General features: G+C 66.1%; 16 protein-coding genes, 1 tRNA gene and 1 pseudogene. 6 read left to right on the forward strand and 12 right to left on the reverse strand.

Annotated features, from left to right (window positions below):
- Window positions 1–90: 90 nt before the first annotated feature.
- The 5 genes from ACIA03_RS06290 to ACIA03_RS06310 form a co-directional block, all read right to left on the reverse strand.
- On the reverse strand, window positions 91–1,143 hold the full coding sequence (locus ACIA03_RS06290; RefSeq protein ID WP_396980350.1) for a thioesterase family protein: 1,053 nt from the start codon (window positions 1,141–1,143) through the stop codon (window positions 91–93).
- 134 nt (window positions 1,144–1,277) lie between these two features.
- Window positions 1,278–1,718, reverse strand: coding sequence for a tautomerase family protein (locus ACIA03_RS06295; RefSeq protein WP_396980352.1), 441 nt, complete (start codon window positions 1,716–1,718; stop codon window positions 1,278–1,280).
- Window positions 1,719–1,952: 234 nt separating this feature from the next.
- On the reverse strand, window positions 1,953–2,999 hold the full coding sequence (locus tag ACIA03_RS06300; protein ID WP_396980354.1) for an AraC family transcriptional regulator: 1,047 nt from the start codon (window positions 2,997–2,999) through the stop codon (window positions 1,953–1,955).
- A gap of 67 nt (window positions 3,000–3,066) precedes the next feature.
- Window positions 3,067–3,915, reverse strand: a complete 849-nt coding sequence (locus ACIA03_RS06305; RefSeq protein ID WP_396980356.1) for an alpha/beta fold hydrolase — start codon at window positions 3,913–3,915, stop codon at window positions 3,067–3,069.
- A gap of 185 nt (window positions 3,916–4,100) precedes the next feature.
- Entirely contained in the window at window positions 4,101–4,991 is an 891-nt protein-coding gene (locus ACIA03_RS06310) for an MBL fold metallo-hydrolase (RefSeq protein ID WP_396980358.1), read from the reverse strand.
- A 370-nt stretch (window positions 4,992–5,361) separates the two neighbouring features.
- Between ACIA03_RS06310 and ACIA03_RS06315 the strand changes: the two genes are divergently transcribed.
- Window positions 5,362–6,264, forward strand: a complete 903-nt coding sequence (locus tag ACIA03_RS06315) for an alpha/beta hydrolase (RefSeq protein ID WP_396980360.1) — start codon at window positions 5,362–5,364, stop codon at window positions 6,262–6,264.
- Window positions 6,265–6,540: 276 nt separating this feature from the next.
- Here the strand turns inward: ACIA03_RS06315 and ACIA03_RS06320 are convergent, their stop codons facing one another.
- The gene (locus ACIA03_RS06320) at window positions 6,541–7,314 is read right to left on the reverse strand and encodes an AraC family transcriptional regulator (protein WP_396980362.1); all 774 of its coding nucleotides are present in this window, start codon (window positions 7,312–7,314) and stop codon (window positions 6,541–6,543) included.
- 1,001 nt (window positions 7,315–8,315) lie between these two features.
- Between ACIA03_RS06320 and ACIA03_RS06325 the strand changes: the two genes are divergently transcribed.
- The 4 genes from ACIA03_RS06325 to ACIA03_RS06340 are packed head-to-tail and all read left to right on the forward strand — an operon-like array spanning window position 8,316 to window position 12,528.
- A complete protein-coding gene (locus tag ACIA03_RS06325) occupies window positions 8,316–9,068 on the forward strand; it encodes an alpha/beta fold hydrolase (RefSeq protein ID WP_396980364.1) in 753 nt (250 codons plus the stop codon).
- Window positions 9,069–9,126: 58 nt separating this feature from the next.
- Complete coding sequence (locus tag ACIA03_RS06330; protein ID WP_396980366.1) at window positions 9,127–9,921, forward strand: enoyl-CoA hydratase/isomerase family protein; 795 nt, start codon at window positions 9,127–9,129, stop codon at window positions 9,919–9,921.
- A 7-nt stretch (window positions 9,922–9,928) separates the two neighbouring features.
- Window positions 9,929–11,746 (forward strand): AMP-dependent synthetase/ligase, encoded by a 1,818-nt coding sequence (locus ACIA03_RS06335; RefSeq protein WP_396980368.1) that lies wholly within the window; start codon window positions 9,929–9,931, stop codon window positions 11,744–11,746.
- A complete protein-coding gene (locus ACIA03_RS06340; RefSeq protein WP_396980370.1) occupies window positions 11,743–12,528 on the forward strand; it encodes a crotonase/enoyl-CoA hydratase family protein in 786 nt (261 codons plus the stop codon). Before ACIA03_RS06335 ends, ACIA03_RS06340 begins: the two co-directional genes overlap by 4 nt.
- A gap of 320 nt (window positions 12,529–12,848) precedes the next feature.
- On the opposite strand, the pseudogene ACIA03_RS06345 reads toward ACIA03_RS06340, so the two are convergent.
- The 3 genes and pseudogenes from ACIA03_RS06345 to ACIA03_RS06355 all read right to left on the reverse strand — a co-directional run.
- Window positions 12,849–13,433 (reverse strand): annotated as a pseudogene (locus ACIA03_RS06345) (IS3 family transposase); the annotation flags it as partial.
- Window positions 13,372–13,815 carry a transposase gene (locus tag ACIA03_RS06350; RefSeq protein WP_396980372.1) on the reverse strand — a complete coding sequence of 148 codons (444 nt, stop codon included), beginning with the start codon at window positions 13,813–13,815 and terminating at the stop codon, window positions 13,372–13,374. The pseudogene ACIA03_RS06345 and the gene ACIA03_RS06350, both read right to left, overlap by 62 nt.
- Before the next feature lie 3 nt (window positions 13,816–13,818).
- Window positions 13,819–14,886, reverse strand: a complete 1,068-nt coding sequence (locus ACIA03_RS06355) for a hypothetical protein (RefSeq protein WP_396980374.1) — start codon at window positions 14,884–14,886, stop codon at window positions 13,819–13,821.
- Window positions 14,887–15,277: 391 nt separating this feature from the next.
- Here ACIA03_RS06355 and ACIA03_RS06360 point away from each other — a divergent pair, with 391 nt between their 5' ends.
- A complete protein-coding gene (locus tag ACIA03_RS06360; protein ID WP_396980376.1) occupies window positions 15,278–15,664 on the forward strand; it encodes a hypothetical protein in 387 nt (128 codons plus the stop codon).
- Between the two features lie 236 nt (window positions 15,665–15,900).
- Here the strand turns inward: ACIA03_RS06360 and ACIA03_RS06365 are convergent.
- From ACIA03_RS06365 to ACIA03_RS06375, 3 genes are all read right to left on the reverse strand, one after another.
- Window positions 15,901–15,974 (reverse strand) — tRNA-Pro (locus tag ACIA03_RS06365).
- A gap of 103 nt (window positions 15,975–16,077) precedes the next feature.
- Window positions 16,078–17,868: a histidine kinase gene (locus ACIA03_RS06370; protein WP_396980378.1), complete on the reverse strand. Its 1,791-nt coding sequence runs from the start codon at window positions 17,866–17,868 to the stop codon at window positions 16,078–16,080.
- The gene (locus ACIA03_RS06375; RefSeq protein WP_396980380.1) at window positions 17,865–18,521 is read right to left on the reverse strand and encodes a response regulator; all 657 of its coding nucleotides are present in this window, start codon (window positions 18,519–18,521) and stop codon (window positions 17,865–17,867) included. The genes ACIA03_RS06370 and ACIA03_RS06375 overlap by 4 nt, the downstream gene beginning before the upstream one ends.
- Window positions 18,522–18,587 lie beyond the last annotated feature (66 nt).

An 18,587-nucleotide genomic window follows, 5' to 3' on the forward strand; every position in this document is an offset into this window, starting at 1 on the left:
CTCCTTTGAAGCTCTGCTCGTGATGCATCCGAATGTTCGGGGTGGGCTGCGCTGTCGGTGCCAAGCCCGTGTGGTGGCGTCTGGTTGTCGTCATGCACGTCCCGGCTCGGGGTGGGACACCGCAAGTCGCAGTTGCTGGGCCGACCCGAGGTGAACACCGTCGATGTCCCAGGCGTGGACCATCTCGGTAACCCAGCCGCTTGCCTCCGCACTCACCGTGTGTGATCGCACCAGCACCCAAGGTGAGGCCGCTCGGTGCGGGGCCAGGTGGGCTGCGAGCTCGACGGTCGGGACGGGACGTGCCGAGGCGCGCGTCAGAACTCTCGCGTACGACGGCGGCAGGACGTCCAGAAAGAAGATGACAGCGGACGGAGACACCGGTTCGTCGCTGCCCAAGATCCGAACCCAAGCCGTCATCGTTCTCTCCGACGAACCGACGTGGACATCGATGGATCCCACCGGCCGCAGATCTACCTGTCCAAGCACCGCTGAGTGTTTCTCGAGACCCTGCACCGATGCCAGGGAGTTGGGGAGAGGCACGCCGCGGGCAGCCGGCGCCCAGGCCGGCACACTTCCAGCCTGGTTGGACCCGAGGACGGCAGTGGCGGTGAGGCACACACCCTGTGTGTCGGTCGCCGTGGCCTGGGCCGCTCCAGCCGACCGGCCCGAGCGGATGACGTGCGACTCCAGCGCGAACGTCTCCCGGATCGGCCGGTGGAACTGACCCACGACAGACCGCAGGCTGTGGTCGGGCACGCTGGCGGCCATCCGCGCGGCGGCCAGGGAGAGAGCTATACCACCGTGGAGACCTCCGAATCCCCATGCGAACGACGGCACCTGAGTCAGCTCGGACGGTTCCGAGAACAGCAGCGTCGCCAGGTCAGCGTGGTTGGTGACCGATGCCCCGTTGGTCGCGGCTGGACCTGCTGCGCTCGTCCGTCTCACGTCATGATCCATGAAGTCGCGAAGGCACGGCGAGGCCGTCGTGGAGCTGGTACGTGACAGTAGACACTGGTAAGGCTTCCGATCGTGACGTGGGCCGGAGGTGTTGGGGACGGCTGACGGGTATACACGAGGGCGCTGGGCGGTCCGCAGGGCCAACACGGACGTGACCAGGCTAGGAGCGGAGAACTTCGTCGCCATAGAACCGAACTGACTGGGTGCTGGTACGCCGACGCCTGCGCCCGTCACGTGCTGCGCGCAACTTGGCTGACGCGGACGGCCGGCTCCGCGCGCGGAGCCGGCCGGGTCTTCGACCCATGTGCCGGTGACGGGCACTAGGGAACGGGCACCTCCCACGGAACCGCCCGGTTCTCCTTGATCCACTGGTCGAAGAGCTCCGGGTAGTCCAGAGGGGCGGTGATCCCCTCCACGCGCCAGAGCTCGACGGGGGTCTGGTCCAGGTGGATCTCGACGTGGAAGCCGCGATCCTGTACGAACGGCCGGATGGTGTCGTTGATGACACTCATGCAGGCCGCACGGATCTCCGGTGTAGGTAGCTGCCGCGCGACGATGTCGGTCGCGATGTGGATGAAGTCGTCCCGCTGCTGGCCACCCAGGTACGTGTTGTTCGCCGCCATCTCGTGGAAGTAGACGTTGACGAAGAAGGCCGGGATCTCGGCAAAGCTGATGCATGCGTCCGTGATGGCTTGCGCCAGTGCCTGCTTATCGTCGTCAGTGTAGGCACCCTCAGGGGTGAAGACCTGCCAGAATGGCATTACTGCTCCTTGATGTTCGAGTGGTGATGTACACATCGACCGTAGAATCATGTGATGCCAGTCACGTAGAACGAGCGCGCCCTGCGCGTGGGACTCGCATGTCTGGCCGATCCCGGTCGTGTGCCGTTGTTGTGCGCGCATCCGCATCGCCGGTGTCGTCATCTGCCGTACGCCGCGCGCCTCTCAGGTTTCCGAGAGGGATGTCACCTGCATCGGAGCCGCTACCGGCCGGGCTTAACGAGCGTCCTCCGGCGTGTGAGTGTGCGTACCCGTCCCGTCCCGCAGCGCGGAGGGCGAGCACCCGAACCATCGGCGTGCTGCTCGGGTCAGACTGGACTGTTCACCCAGACCCACTCGAGTGGCGATCTGCGAGAACGGCAGGTCGGTCGTGGTGATCAGAGTGTGGGCACGCTCACGGCGTACCTGGTCCACCAGATCGCGGAAGCTCACACCGTCCTGCGCAAGCATCCGCTGGATGGAGCGTGGATGGAGGCTCAGCAGCCGTCCCACCTTCGCGAGATCCGGCATATCCGAATGCGCCTGGCCGTCGAGAATCTCGAGGATGCGCTCGGAGACATGGAGCTTGCCGTGCTGGAACCGGGAGTCGAGAAACCCCACGGCTATGGTGTGGAGCAGGTTGTCACTGCCGGCGATGGGCGCCGCGATCAGACTGGACGGCACCCGCAGCACCGCCTCGGCGCTGTCGAAGGAGACCTCGGTGCCGAAGTACTCGCGATAGGACTCCACGGGAGCGATCCGAGGATGCGGCAAGAGCACCGAACGAAGGCCGTAGCCCCGGCCGGCGGCGAGCAGGTTGTTCACACGATGGACGATCCCGACCCCATAGTCGATGACCTGCGGGGCGGATTGGCTGAGAGAGCTGGCGAAGCGGATCCCCATGACGCCCTCGTGACCGAGTGGATCGTCGATCACCGCGTGCGAGAAGGCCGGGCTGAAGACGAACAGATAGCGGCTGGCGCACTCCAGCGCATCGCCCATTGTGGGCGCGTTCTCCATGGCGATCGCAAGAGGGCCGAGGATGTGGATGTCCTGTTGGCCGGCCATGCGCAGACCGAAGTCGTTGCACCCCAGCTGCTCGGCGGCACCCGCCAGAACCCGCTCGAAAAGACGCAGGCTGATGACGGCTCCCGGACGCGTAAGCATCTGCTCGTCGAGGCCGTAGGTATCGAGAAAGGTCTCCCCACGGCCACCGAGTTCGCTCACGAGCGCCGGGAGCCCGCACAGCAGTGACGCCTGCGTGGGCACGTCGGCCTTGGGCACACGACCTTCCTATCATCCGAGACGGGATTCGGGGCCGGAAGCGGTCTGCTGTCTGGAAGGGCGGGTCTCACCCCGCTACGGAACGGGCCCTCGCCACCACGATGTCGGCCAGCGCCGCCGGCGCATGGTCGGGAACCCAGTGACTCACTCCATCCAGGACCGCGAGTTCGTACGGGGCCTGCACGTACCTCGCGTTCAACGTCGCCCCACGGCGTACGAGCAAGGTTTCGCCGCTGCTCCACACGTGGGTCGTCGGAACGCACACCTTGGGTGTGCGCCCGACGAAGGGCAGCCCACGGTAGTAGGCCAGCGCGCCGCGAAGGGCGCCACCGTCGATGATCTCCGTCGCGAAGCACTCGAGCATGTCGCTGTCCATGCCCGTTCGAGCCAGCGCCCACTCGCGCAGCTTGACGAGGCGGGTCAGCACGAACTCCGGGATGACAGGCAGCTGGAAGAACGCGAAGTACCACGACCGTGCCAGCTGAGTGCTCAACAGGATCGAATGCACGTAGGCCGACGGATGGGGAACCGATATCGACGTGAGCGACTTGACGTGCTCAGGATATCGAGCGGCGACGACGGCACTGATGCTCGCGCCCCAGTCATGCCCGACGAGGTGCACGGGACCTGCGTCGATGGTGGCGATGAGCTCGGCCACATCGGCGGATAGTTCGCTCATCCGATAGGCGTAGCGCCCTCGCGGCCGCGCTCCCGGTGAATAGCCACGCTGGTCCGGAGCGATCGTGCGGTAGCCGGCAATGTTGAGCCGCCGCATCACCTTCGCCCACTCCGTCGCCCGCTGGGGAAACCCGTGCAACAGAACGATCACCTCTCCGTCCAGCGGCCCCGTATCCACGACGTCAAAACGCCAAGCCGCCCGCGAGTAGGACTTCAGGCGCCGGCGATCAGCACTCATGGCCTCCCCTTCCGCCAAGTGCTAGGCGAAACCGGCACGATGGGCGAGCTGGAGATCCGTAGGTGAGGGCCACACTCCAAGAGCGCCACCAGCTGTGTCTCGGAGAACTCGGTGGGTGTGCCTGGGGATCGCGGTCGCTCACTTCGTGGCGATGGCGCCGTCGGGGCTTGGTGCCCATGTCGCCATCAGGAAGCCGCAGCGGCCCGACGCTGCATCGCCCACTCCGCCGAGACCATCAACGTCCAGAAGTTGCCGTGGTGCGGGTACTTCTTCGCCATTGCGGTGACCAGCTCCTCGGTGTCCTTCGCATCCTCGAAGGCCGCTGCGAAGTCCTGGATGTAGGACCGCGTCTGGGAGATCATCGCCGCTACCGCATAGTCGTCGCCATCGGGCCTGCGGTGTCCGGCCACGATCATCCGGGGACGCAGGTCCTCCACGACCTGAACGGTCTCGAGCCAGTGCTGCCACTCCTCGGGGGTCGAGAGGGCCAGCATCGGATAGATCTCGTTGTAGATGGCGTCGCCGGCGACCACCGCGTCGATCTCTGGAACGTGGACGATGCTGGTGGGATGGATGTCGGCCTGCTTCACCTCGATGATGTTGATCGGGTAGCCATCGACGTGAATGGTCGTCCCGTCCAGCGCCTCCGGCATGGGTCCGTGCTGGACACATCGATCACCGAAGAACATCTTCCACTGATCCCTCTGCAAGTCGAAGGTCGCTTTCATCGACTCCAGGATGCTGGGCAGGGTCACACACCTGGCTTCCGGGAAGCGCTCCAACAGCGGACCGAAGCCGAGGTAGTGGTCGGCGTGGTCATGCGTGATGTAGATCGTGGTCAGCCGCTTTCCCGTGCGCTCGATCAGGTCTCCGAGCTGGTCGACCTCATCCTTGAGGTGGAGCGCGTCAATGAGGACGATCTCAGTCGGGCCGCTGATGAGCGTCGCTGTGGTCGGCGAGAACGTTCCGGGCGGAACCTCGCCGGGCTCCGCCGGGATCTTGGGCCAGCTCCCCACGAACACCGTGGCCCGGATGGGCGGGTTGCTCGACTGGGATGAGTTCAGGGCCGTTTCCACGAGTGCCTCCGTTGTGCTTCTCTCGGCCGGCGGACCGGGCTGTCTTCGCCGGGGAATCAACACGCTAGGAGGCGGAACAACGCCCGCATAGGACATGTGCGCCAGCCCGGAGGTACAGGCGCGCCCATCACCAACCTGGAGACTTCGGTGCTGTGACGGCACTCATGCCCGATCGGCAGAGCAGCTCGCTGGGACGACCAGTCACCACCACACGCCAACTGCGGCCAGTCAGGGCAAATCGGCAGCCTGATGTCGCGGCCCGACCTCGTAGGCAGTCAGATACCCGAAGAGGGGCGCGATCGTTCTATGAGACTCGCCCCCCTGGAACTGACGCTCGTCATGTCAGATGACCACGAAACAGGAGGCGGCCATGACCCGCGAAGACATTGAGTTCCAGGGCGAAGGCGACGTGACGCTTCGCGGTTGGTTCTACCCAGCACGCAACTCCTCGGGGCCGGGTCCAGCGATCGTAGTGACGCACGGTCTGTCCGGGGTCAAGGAGATGTACCTCGATGACTACGCCGAGTACTTCGCCAAGGCAGGGCTCAACGTCATCGTCTACGACCACCGCAACTTCGGTGACAGCGACGGTCTTCCCCGCCAGGAGGCCGACCCCGTCCTGCAGTACCGGGACATTCGCAACGCGATCACCTACGCCATCACTCGCCCTGAGGTCGACGGCGCGAGGATCGGCATCTGGGGTACCAGCTACTCCGGTGGCCACGTGATGGTCGTGGCTGCGATCGATCGCCGCGTCAAGGCGGTTGTCTCCCAGGTGCCCGGCGTGTCGGGCTCCGGCATGTTGAACCGAGCCGTGCGGCCTGACTTCCTCGCCCACGCACGAGCACAGTTCGACGGTGACCGGCTGCACCGGTTCACCGGCGGCGAACCGACGATGCTCCCGGCGGTGACCGCGAACCCCATGGACCAAGCAGTCATGCCCGCGGCCGATGCTTTCGAGTGGTTCCAGAAGATTCCGGAACGGGCGCCCAACTGGAAGAACGAGCTGACCGCCCGCAGCATGGAGATGGCGGTGGAGTACGAGCCCGGCAGCTACATCAGCCGAATCTCTCCGACGCCGCTGCTCATGATCGTGGCCACCGAGGACGCGGTTGCTCCTGTCCAGCTCGCGCTGGATGCCTACCAGGAGGCCCGCGAGCCCAAAGAGATCCGAGTGATCCCAGGCGGTCACTTCGACGCGTACGAAGGAGTCGGCTTCGAGGAAAGCGCGTCAGCGGCGCGCGACCATTTCGTCAAGCACCTCGGCGTGTGACGTCACCGTTGGACACACGCATGCAGCACACCTGATAGGCCAGTTCGGGGGCGATCACCCCCGAACTGGCCGTTCCGGACACGCGAACCACATCGTGCCCAGGTACACGACATTCCCTCAGCCAACCTCCTCCGCGACGTGACGGATCGCAGACATCTGGTTCGGACGGTCCGGCAGCACCTCAGCGACCATCCGCTGCGCTCACGCATCTCTTCTGAGTTTGTTCGGCATCGTTCCCAACCCGGTCAAGAGTGCGGAACGAAATCCCCGTGCGAATCAGTCCGCCCCTGGATACCCAGATCCCGAGGACGCCTGAGAGGGAGACAGGCCGGTCGGCTCGCTCGGTACTGCCCACAGAACGGAGTGAGCCTCGCGGTAGTCACTGGGCGACATGGAGAACTCCCGTCGGAACTCACGGCCCAGATGACTTGTGTCGCAGAACCCCCACCGATGGGCAATGGTCCCGACGGCGGAGGAAGTGTTCACCAGGTCGAAGCGCGCAGCCGCGATGCGATAGGACCGAACGACGGATCCGGCCGTCTCCCCCGTGATCGCAAACGCGCGATGCACAGTCCGTGGCGCGACATTGTGCGCCACAGCGAGGTCCTGCACCCTGATGGGGCCGGCAGCGAGATGCTCCAGGATCCACGTCTCGAGCTGCCGACGCAGCAGCGGCAGGAACCCGGTCTCGTCGGGACGGCTCGAGCGGATCAAACCGTCGGTGAGCGCAAGCAACGCGTGACGAGCACCCTGGACCTCCTCCGGCGACATCCGGCCGATCTGCCGGCCCATGCCCAACAGATAGTCGTGCGCGAGACCCGCCAACGGATGTTGCGCCGTCGTCAGCAGCACACACTCAGGGATCCCACTCCCCGTGTCGAAGGACGACAGTGCGATCGCTGGTATCCGCACCGAGCGCTTCCTCAACCTCTCCGGCACGGCAATTCGGGCACTGGCCCGGGTGCTCATGACCATGACGTCGCCTGGCCCAAGGACCATCTCCTGCTGCGGTGTCTCAACGATCTGCCTACCGCCGAAGACGGTGAACAAGATCACCGCCTCCGACTCACGCTTCGCCGTCCGAACCGAACGGACGCCCTCGAGCGCCGGACTGTCCCAGTCGGTGATCTTGAGGTCCGCCAGGTCACGACACGTGGCCGATGGGAACCTCCGGGGATCTCCGGTCAGGCGTACGTCGATGGTAGCCAGACGATCACCAACTAGCGAGCGCCACCGGTCCTGTCCGTCGTCATACTCGTCGGGAGCGGGTCGCAGCCCCGATTGGGTAAGTGTCATGGTCTACTCCTGGCCCGTGTGTCGCCGAGAGCGGCGCCCCCGCGTTCAGTCTTCAGGTCCCGAGGGTTCGCGACTCGACGCCGTCCTGATTGCGACACCGCCGATTGATTGCAGTGTGCCGCTCGTCACATCGGGTTCGCTCGTCTCAACGCGACAACAATTTGTCTCAAAGCGACAACCAGGGGACCGACATCGAACGCGGGCGTCGAGAGCTCCGCCCCAAATGGGACAGCTCGACCTGCGGATCATCAATCGGAATCGCGCTACACATCAGCGGTGATGCCCAGGGAGGTTGTACCGCCCCCCGAGGGCGCGGATTCCGGGCCGTGTGCGGTGATCTCTGTCGTCGAGCGTCGGGCGTAGGCCAGGTACTCCTCCCCGGTGCGCGACGTTGAACAGATTCTGTGCGCATACCTTGCTCATAGGCTCCAACTCACAGCGCCGCCAGCAGGTGACACCTTGCTCGGGGTCCGCGTCTGGCCCTCGGACACCACCAACCTTGGATCGCGTCGGGCCGACCTCACGAGAACGAACCCACGACGACTCCTGCCCGGAGGCACGCCCGTACCGGCGCCTTGGCGCGTGAGTCCTAGAGGAGCACCGTCATCGGTTCCTAACGTTGGTCGAGGCCCCGTACCGCCGTGGCCGATGACTCAACTGAAAGGTGTCTCACGGTGTTGAGAGAACATCACGTCAAGCTGGGACCTGTCAGGACTCGTTACTTCGAGGGCGGGAGGTCATCCGGACCTACGGTCGTGCTGATCCACGAGGGCGCCTTTGGCGGGGATGCGCTGAACACGTATGGGCGGCTCATCGAGCGACTGGCCGAGGAGTACTACTTGGTGCTTCCGGAGATGCTCGGTTTCGGCGGGACCGACAAGGCAATCTTCTTCGGAGAGAATCCGTACGAGCCGCGGCTCCGCCACCTGGCCGCGTTCTTGGACACCCTCGATCTACAGGACGCGCACTTCGTTGGCAACTCGTTCGGTGGCGGCATGGTTCTCCGGCTCTCGATTCGCGGCGAGACGGCATGGCGGATGAGGTCCGCGACCAGCATCTCTGGAACCGGCGGGCCGTTCCGGACCCCGCAGGCTCTGAAGGAGCTGGCTGCGTACGTCCCGAGCGTCGAGGACGCCCGGCGGATAGACAGCTGGATCCTGCACCCGGGCGCCCAGGACGAGGAGCACGCGCAGGCGCGTCTGGAGAGCAGCCTTCGCCCCGGTCAGTGGGAGTCCATGATGGCGCCCACGCTGCGCACCCCCGTCGAGCCCGAGCAGAAGCGACCCTGGGACTTCCCCGACGTACTGGCATCCAGCACGGTGCCGACGTTCTTGGTGGCTGGGACGCTCGATCGGATGCTCGAGCAAGGCTGGGAGGAGAAGCTGGCGCTGCACCTGAAGGACGTCCGCGTGAGGCGCCTCGAGGCCGGCCATTCGCCGAACATCTCGCATCCGGGCGAGACAGCTGACCTTCTCCGCGACTTCTTCCACCACATCGACGGCCGCTGACTCGGGCCCCGCCTGAAGTCCTCGCGTCGCCCCAACCTCCTGATGGGAACTGTCAAACATGTCCAGTGTCACCTATGAATTCGAAGACGGCCTCGCCGTCCTGACCCTCTGCCACGAGGGCGCCCCGGTGCTCACCAGCAGTCTGATGGATCAGCTCATCACACAGGTGAGCAAAGCGCGAGCCGATGAGTGCCGGGCTCTGCTCCTACGAGCGGATGGGCACATCTTCCTCGCCGGCGCCGACGTGGCCAGCTTCAAAGGCATGAGCGAAGCCGAGGCACGCACGATGTTCACCGATTTCATGAGCGTCGTGCACGAGATCGAGCGACTGGAGGTTCCGACGGTCGCCGCGGTTCAGGGTATGTGCCTCGGAGGAGGACTCGAGATGTCCCTGGCATGTGACCTGATCCTGGCGCAGAAGGGCACGATGTTCGGGCAGGTCGAAGCGCGACTGGGCGGGGTGACGTTCCTCGGCGGCACCCAACGACTGGCAGAACGGTGTGGCACATCGCGTGCCCTCGACATCACCTACTCGGGATCGCTGTATACCGCGGACGCCTTCGCGTCGTGGGGAATCGTCTCCAAGGTGGTCGACGTGGACAACTTCGAGACGAAGGCGATGTCATTGGCGACATCGCTGGCATCCGGTCCGACCGCAGCGCATCGAGTCACCAAGCGCGTCCTCCGCACGGCCCGGGCCGATGGCATTCCCGAGGCGGACGCGCTGCTCCTGCAGCTCGGACCGGCCCTGCTGGAGACCGCGGATATGCAAGCCGCAGTGGACGTGATGCTGACCAAGGGATCGCGAGACTTCATGGCCGACCCCCGACCCGTCGACTTCCGTGGCGAGTAGTGGACCGATGGAGTCCTCGAAGCCGTCCAACGTGGTTCATCTGCTGGATCAACAGGCACAGCACACGCCGGACCATCCGGTGCTGTCCTGGCTGGTAGAAGACAGCCTGCACACGCTCACCTGGGCCGAGTACCGACAGCAGGTCTGGGACGTTGCGTCTCGATTCCTGGAGATGGGCGTGCAGCGTGGCGAGACCGTGGCGATCCTGGCGCCGAACATCGCCGAGCACTACGTCGCAGACCTGGCAGCCGTGCTCTGCGGAGCGGCCACCGTCAGCCTGTATCCGACGCTTTCCGAGGAGCAGCTCGGGCACATCGTCGGCGACGCACGGCCCGTCGTGGTGGTTGCCGCGGACACAGTTGCCGCCGACCGCGTCCGCCGTGCGCTGCCCGACGACTTGAGTGCCCGCTTCGTATGTGTCCGAGGGCCACACGAAGAGTCGGACAGCGCGTACGTCTCCTGGGCCAAGGTGCGCGAGGACGGCGCGGCGCGTCTCGGCGCGAACGAGGAAGAGCTCAATCGCCGACTTGCCGGCTCGAGCGGCGACGATGTGGCGACGTACGTCTATACGTCGGGGACCACCGGGATGCCGAAGGGCGTGATCGTGACCCACGCCAACCTCCGGTTCGAGATCGACGCGTTCGATCAGATGGGCTACTTCATCGGCGGGTATCGGGTGATCTCCTATCTACCTCTGGCTCACATCGCCGAGCGACTCTGGAGCCTCTACTTCCCGCTGAGGACCGGCGGTCACGTCTTGCTCTGTCCTGATCAGAGCCAGCTACTGACATATCTGCGTATCCAGCGTCCGAGCTACTTCATGGGGGTGCCGCGCGTCTGGGAGAAGCTGCGTGCCGCCGCATTGACGATGCTCTCGGCCGAGCCCTACGCCGACCGGGCGGCGGAGGTTGCCGTGGACCGTGAAGTGCTCGCCGAGGCATGGCCCCTGATGCAGCGCGGCGGTCTCGCTCCCGATCAACACGTCCGAGTACTGAAGGCCCGCGAGGGTGTCCTCGCCGACCTCAGGCGTGACCTCGGCCTCGACTGGACCGTCAACGCAGCGTGCGGAGCAGCCGCACTGTCCGAAGACCTCCGCGACTTCTGGCGCTCGATCGGCGTGGACCTGACCCAGGCGTACGGACTATCCGAGACGACGGGCGTCGCCGTGTGGGAGCGCATCGGCGGCGCGAGCCGAGGAAGTGTCGGCTACGCCATTCCTGGGGCGGAGATCGCAATCGCGGAGGACGGCGAAATCCTCGTACGAAGTCCGGGCAACACGCCCGGCTATCGCAACATGAGCACCGAAGAGTCCGGGCTCTTCGTCGACGGGTGGCTCGCCACCGGAGACGTCGGCCATCTCGATGAGAGTGGTCGCCTCCACGTGACTGACCGTAAGAAGGAGCTCATCGTGAACGGAGCCGGCAAGAACATCTCGCCCACCGCGATCGAGGAGAAGATTGCGGGCCGTAGCTTCATCAACCAGGTCGTTGCAGTCGGCGACGGGAGACGGTACGTCACCGGGCTGATGACCGTCAGCGAACCTGCCCTTCTTTCATTCGCCGATGAGCGCGGCCTCGAGGGCGACGTGTCGGAGCTGATCGGTCATCCAGCCGTGCTCGATGAAGCTCAGCGGATTGTCGACCTGGCCAACGAGCGTCTGTCCAGGCCCGAGCGAATCAAGCGGTTCCGTCTCGTCGCCGATCAGTGGTCGGTCGACTCCGGAGACCTGACCCCCACGCTCAAGTTGCGACGGCGGGCTGTCCTGAACCGCTACGCGGGCGTCATCGACAACCTCTATGAAGAATCCAGAGACGGAGCATCATGAACTACGACTACGTGCAGGTGGAGCGCCATGGCCCCGTCATGGTGATCGGCATCAACCGGCCCGAGAAGGCCAACGCCTTGAACCAGCAGGCCATCCGCGAGCTCTCCAGCGCTTACGCGGCGCTCGACGCTGACGACTCCATTCGCGCGGGCGTGCTCCACGGAGTCGGCAGACACTTCACTGCCGGAATGGATCTGCGCGAGGTCGCCCCCCAGGTTTCAGCCGGGGACTCCTTGCTCGCTCCCGGCGGTATGAATCCATGGCAGGTCGAAGGCGAGAGCCTCTCCAAGCCCCTGATCGCCGCCGTGCACGGGAAGTGCCTGACTCTGGGCATCGAACTGGTCCTCGCAGCCGACATCGCGGTCTGCAGCGCCTCGTCGAGCTTTGCCACCCTGGAGCCGCAGGTGGGGCTGTTCCCGTTCGGCGGAGGCACCACCCGGCTTCCTCAGCGCGCCGGCTGGGGAAACGCGATGAGATGGCTCCTTACCTGCGAGGAGTACGGCGCCCAGGAAGCCCACCGCATCGGTTTGGTCCAGGAGGTGGTGGACGACGGCGACCACCTGACGCGAGCTATGCAGCTCGCCGAGAAGATCGCTCGCCAAGCACCACTCGCGATCAAGGCTGTACTCGAGAACAGTCGTCGGGCAGTGCGTGACGGCGTGGCCGCGGCCGAGCTCGAGATGCCGCGTCTAGCGCAGCAGACCTTCAACTCGGTCGACGGTCAAGCCGGCATCGACACCTTCAGGGAACCTGGCAGTCCCCCCGTGTTCGTTGGACGATGACCACGATGTCGGGACGGCGGCTGCTGTCAAGCCCCGGGTTTTGTGGAGACTGATTTAGTTGGATCCTGCTATCGCCAAGACCTCGGTGGCCTGGACCGTTGTGATGCCGGATGCGATCAGGCGCCAGAACTCCCGCTGCACCGCACGCGACGGTTCGGGACGGCCGGGTGAGCGCATCGGCGCCCGCATCGCCCTGTCCGCAGCCCACTGACGTCGCGCCCCGGCCGGCACCTGCGGCGCCTGCTTCCTCGGCCGTCACATCCAACACCTCCACCATCAGGGTGTTGCGACGACCAGTTGAATTCGCCTTGCACGCCCCTGTCGCTGTGGTGGACCAGCCCGGTCACGTCCTGGCCGGCGTCTTGGCGCCGCCAGATGCCCATCTGCAGCGCATCCAGCGCGAGCTCGGTGTACAGGCTCCTCGATGCCTGCCAGCCCACGATCATCCGCGAGAACACATCGAGGACAAACGCGACATAGACCCACCCCGACGCGGTCTTCACATAGGTCAGATCCGCCACCCACAACTGGTTCGGACGCGACGCGGTGAAGTCGCGATCGACCAGGTCAGCAGGCCGTTCCGTCTCCGCAGCCGGCCTCGTGGTCCGCGGTGACTGATCCCGGACCACACCCCTGAGCCCGGCCTGACGCATCAGGCGCTCGATGGTGCACCGCGCCACGGGGCGTCCCTGACGGCCGAACTCGTGCCAGACCTTCGTGGCCCCGTAGACCTGCTTGTTCTTCACCCACACCTGGCGAATCTCCTCGATCAACTGCGCATCCCGGATCGACCTGGCCGATGGCGGCCGGGCCTTGACGGCGTAGTAGGTCGACGACGCGATCTCAGCTGGCGACCCTTCCAGGGCCGCCAAGACCGGCTGGACGCCGCCGTGGACCTCGCTCATCGCGTCCACGAACTCGACCTTCAACACCGTCGGTAGCTCTACCTCGTCGGACGGTCCAACTCCGCCGCGAAAACGAGGCTGCCGACTTCAGAATCGAGTTCGCCCGACGCAGCTCACGGTTCTCCCGCTCCAGCTCAGCGATCCTGGCAGCCTCGCTGCTCGTCCCGCCCGGCACCGTGCCGGCGTCGACCTCCGCCTGCTTCACCCACGTCCGCAACGCCTCCGGATGAACCCCAAGCTGGTCCGCGATCCGCTTCACCGCACCCACCCGCGCCGCCGGATCTTGCCGCGCCTCCACCGCCAAACGCGTGGCCCGCTCCCTCAACTCCAGCGGGTACTGGCCCCTGACGAATCCCGAACACGACGATGCCCGACCACGCATTGCCTAGCGGCTCAGCTGCTTGATCAACTCCGCCGGCGTACCTTCGACCTTGTCACCGAGCGGGTCCTGCCCTTCGATCGACATCTCCAGCCGGCTGACGCCGACCCGCTCCGCGTCCTGTGCGACGGCGAGGAGGTCAGCTTGCGTCTTGACGGTCAGCACCAACCAAGTGTCGGTCCCACCGCCGATGAAGGTGACGCTCGCGATCGGCGAATCCTTCAAACCTTCGAGCACCGCAACCTCAGCCTCGACCTCCGCGACCGTGCCCATCACAAGCAGGATTCCGTTAGAAGGCACGTCGGTGACCGACACGAAAAGGTCGTTCGGGTTGGTCAGCTTCGCCTGCGCCGCGAGACCCGACCTGTTGGCATCGACCGTGTCGGCCAAGGGAACATTGAAGTGGAGTCCGATCTTGTTCGGCTTCTCATTGAGGCCGCCGACCTGAACCGACGCGCCGTCATAGGCACTCCAGTCCGGCAGGCTTTCAAGGTCCGTCACGACGCTGCCGATCAGGCTCCCGTCGAGCTTGTCCATCGCCACCAGGACGTGAAATCCTCCCGGTGCCTCGACTGAAAGCGTGCCGTAACGAGTCGCATGGTCCCCCAGTGCCTTCAGCACACTGATGGTGACTCCCATCGGGTCCTCAACGCCCTTCAGCGACACCCGGAAAGAGTCATCGATCCCTCCCGAACCAAACGGCTTGATCTCCTCAGAGGTGTATCGATCGAGGCCCAGACCCGCTAACTCCACGAACCCGGCAACGGCGTCGTTGGGTAGTTGCTGCTGCGCCACGTCAGAGCCCACGACCACGCCGTTGCTCATCAGATCCCAGCCATCAAGCCCGGTCGCGAGACCTCCGTCGTCGTCCCACTCGGCGATCCGATCGGCGACCGGTTTCAGGTCGCTCTCCTTGACGTCAGAGAACACCACCCGCTGGTCATCGACATCGACCTTCTCGACTCCGGACATCTTCAGGAGGTCTTTCTCCAAGGCTGCGTCCCCATCAAACGGCCCGCACCCCGACAGACCCAGCACCAAGCCTGCGACCCCAACCCCGAGCATGAGTCTCATCGGTGTCTCCGATCCGAATACTTTGTTCGACCGCTTCCTGTTGTCGACGCAAACAGTGCCATGCCACCGCCCCCGCACGGCGCCACCGCGCGCCCTCATCTTGACTGCAGCCCAAGATCGCGATGCTTGCGACGATCCTGCAGCAGTCCGATCCGCTCCCTAACCGGCTAACGGCTGTCCGCCGCTCCGGTTCACACTGCCGCCCAGTAGGCCAGTGAATAGGTCGCCTATGCTGGCCATCATGACGATCGCCGTCGTGAGGACTCTGGTCGGGTCCGATGGAGCTACTGATTCGGCGAAGCATTGACGCCTTTGGCCAAACTGGACCCGTTCTCGGCGACACACGCGTGATCAGCGTCCCTTCTGCCGCGCGGCGAGATATGCCCTATGCATGACCGAGCGACGCAAGATCAAGACCAACGGCATCGCCCTCACCGTCCTGGGCCTGATTGGCATCGTCCTGCTTCTGTGGCCCACCTCGGTCACCTATGACGAGGCCGGGAGCGGCAGCGAGAACCCCCGGCCAGTCAAGCTCCGCTGCGTATGGGACAGGTACGAGCCGACCGACACCACACCTGTGGTCCGGACTTACGAGCGCCGCGCGTACGTCGGCGACCGCAACAAGGTCAGCGACAGCATCAGCGATGACCGCATCCGCGCCGACTGTGCGTTGGCCACGCTGGAGAAGCGGCAATGGATTTTCCTCCCGACGCTGCTTCTTTCGATCGGCCTCGTACTCTGCCTCGCGCCGATCGGACGCGTCGAGCGGCGCGAGTAACTCCTACTGGCAAGCGCCACCTTCTCGTCGACGTCGCGAGCTCCTCGCTGTCGGGTCGTGACACGAGCGAGGTGCGCCTGACGCACCTCGCAATCGCGTCGCAACGGAGGCACCAAACCGTTCGACGTTCGAGACAAGATCGGACAAGAATCCGGTTTGGTGGCTCGTCCGTGACAGACCGGCAAAAGCGAACTGGCTCTGACCCGTTTACCCAGGTCAGAGCCAGTTTGCTTCGGTCGGGCTGACAGGATTTGAACCTGCGGCCCCTTGACCCCCAGTCAAGTGCGCTACCAAGCTGCGCCACAGCCCGAAACTGCGAGTGGATAACTCCCCTCGAAGCGCTCCGAACATTACCGCACGGCGCCACGCGCTCACCAATCGGTATCCCCTCGGCGCGTCATCGGCGAAGGCCGTCAACCTGACGGCGACAGGGGCAGCACGGCGACGACACGGCCGCCGCCGTCGGCGTAGCCCGCCTCCAGGGTGCCGCCGAGCTCTTCGGCGCGCTCGCGCATCGAGGTCAACCCGACGCCGCGGGTCCACGGCTGCCCCACCGAGCCGTGGTCGCGCACCGTGACGACCAGATCGCCACCATCGACACGGAGGGTGGCCTCAGCTACCTGCGAACCGCTGTGCCGAGCAGCGTTGCGGAGCGCCTCGACCGTGATCCGGTACGCCGCGACCTCGACGGCCGCGGCGAGCGGTGGGAGGTCGGCGGCGGCGATGGTGATCCGCATCGACCGCCCGTCCGGCGTACGCAGCGTCTCGGCCTGCTGGCGTACGGCCGAGACCAGGCCGAGCTCGTCGAGGGCGGGTGGGCGCATGCCGTAGACCAGCTCGCGGATCTCGCGGATGGCCGTGCCGGTCTCGGCCCGGAGCGCGCGCAGCAGACCGGCCGCCGACTCCGGGTCCTCGCGCATCGTGTTGCGCGCGGCGTCGGCGGTGAAGGCGATCCCGGAGAGCCGTGGCCCGAGGCCGTCGTGGAGCTCCCGCCGCAGCCGCCGCCGCTCCTCCTCGATCGCACTGACCGTCTGCTCACGCGACTCCTGCAGCTGGTCGGCGAGCATCCCGGCGCGCAGCAGCTGCGCGAGCAGTGGCCGGGCGAGATCGAGCACGTGCTTGTCGCCGGCGGTCAGGGCGAGGTCACCTGCTCGGAGCCCGACCACGAGCTCGCCGGTGCGACCGTCTCCGATGTCGAGCGGCAGCGTACGGGTGTGGGTGACGGCCGTGCCCGAGGTGGCCATCACCACGCCCTCGACCCGGAGCTCGCCGTAGGAGAGCACGAGGGCCTCCCGGATCACGCGCAGCGCCAGCGCGGGGTCGTCACCGATGTTCTCGGCGACGTGGCCGGCGGCGCCGAGCGGGTCCGGACGGGTGCCGAACAGCAGCTCGTCGATGACGCCGCGCATGGCGAGCTGAAGCGGGTGGAACAGGGCGGCTGCCAGCGCCGCGGCGAGCGCGATCGTGCCCACGCTCGGCGGGCGACCGCCGAGCAGCTCCAGGACTCCCTCGATCGTGGCGTACACCGCCATGTAGACGACGACCGCGGTCAGGAGCACAACGGCCTGGACGACGAGCCCGCGTACGTCGACGACCTCCGGCCTCCTGAGCCCGACGAACATCGCGGGGCCAATGACGGCGAAGAGCGCGAACCCCGCGCCGTAGACGATCCCGGCTCCGGTGCTCCGGCCGGTCACGCCGTCCAGCGCGAACACGATGAAGAAGAAGACCACGCCGGCGCTGACCAGGCTCAGCCCCATCCAGGTCAGCGCCCGGCGGTCGGCGCCGTCGCTGCGCTCGAGCTTCCACCAGATGTGCAAGAGGCAGGTCACCGCGGTCGTGACCCCGGCCGGCAGCAGGACGCCGGAATAGCCCCAGGGGCCGGTCAGGCTCAGCGAGGCGACCGCGAACAGCCCGGCTCCGCACACGACCACCAGGGCCACGAAGTCGACGGGGCTCCGCCAGCGCAGCCGGGGGTAAGCCGTGACGGCCAGCGGCAGCAACAGCGAACCTCCGCCGACGAACGCCCACCGGGCGAGGCCTGGGTCGGCCCGCCACGCGAGGGCGCCGGCGAGGATGGCCAACCCGCCCAGGGCGAGCGGCACGCCCGGTGCCGCGGCCCGAGTCCTGCCCAGCATCGCCACACCGCTGACCAGCGTGCTGAGCCCGAGCGCCGCGATGCCGACGAGCTCGGGATACGTCATGGTGCCCGGCCGCCCTCACCCAGCCCGCCCTCGCGAGCCCGGATGATCGCAGCGGCGCGGTCGGCCACCTGGAGCTTGGCGAAGATGCTGGTGAGGTGGTTGCTCACGGTCTTCGGCGACAGGAACAGCTGCTGGGCGATCGCACCGGTGCGCGACCCCGCGGCGAGCAGGTCGAGGATCTCGCGCTCACGTTCGGTCAGCTCGGGAAACGGGACCTCGACCCGGGCAGGGGCAGCGCTGAAGTGGGCGAGCACCCGCGCCGCGACGCCTGGCCCGAAGATCGCCTGCCCGGCGACGACGGCCCGGACCGCTCCGACGATCTCGTCCTGCTCGGCGCCCTTGAGGAGATAGCCGCGGGCGCCGGCCTGCATCGCGGTGAACACGGTCGCGTCGTCGTCGTACATCGTCAGCATGAGCACGGCGGTCTCCGGCACCGCGGCCCGGATCCGCCGAGTCGCCTCGACCCCGTCGAGCACCGGCATCCGTACGTCCATCAGGATCACGTCGGGCCGGGACAGCTGGACCTCGCGTACGGCCGCCTCTCCGTCACCGACCTCGCCCACGACCTCGAGCCCGTCGATGGTCTCGAGGAGCGCGCGCAGACCGCCGCGTACGACCGGATGGTCGTCGGCGAGCAGGATCCGCACGGTCATGAACCCATCATGTACGCCGCCCCTGCACGCCGTCCCAGGAACTGTTTCCCGTGATGACCGGGATGC

The sequence above is a fragment of the Nocardioides sp. NPDC051685 genome (assembly GCF_044453405.1).
Classification (GTDB): domain Bacteria; phylum Actinomycetota; class Actinomycetes; order Propionibacteriales; family Nocardioidaceae; genus Nocardioides.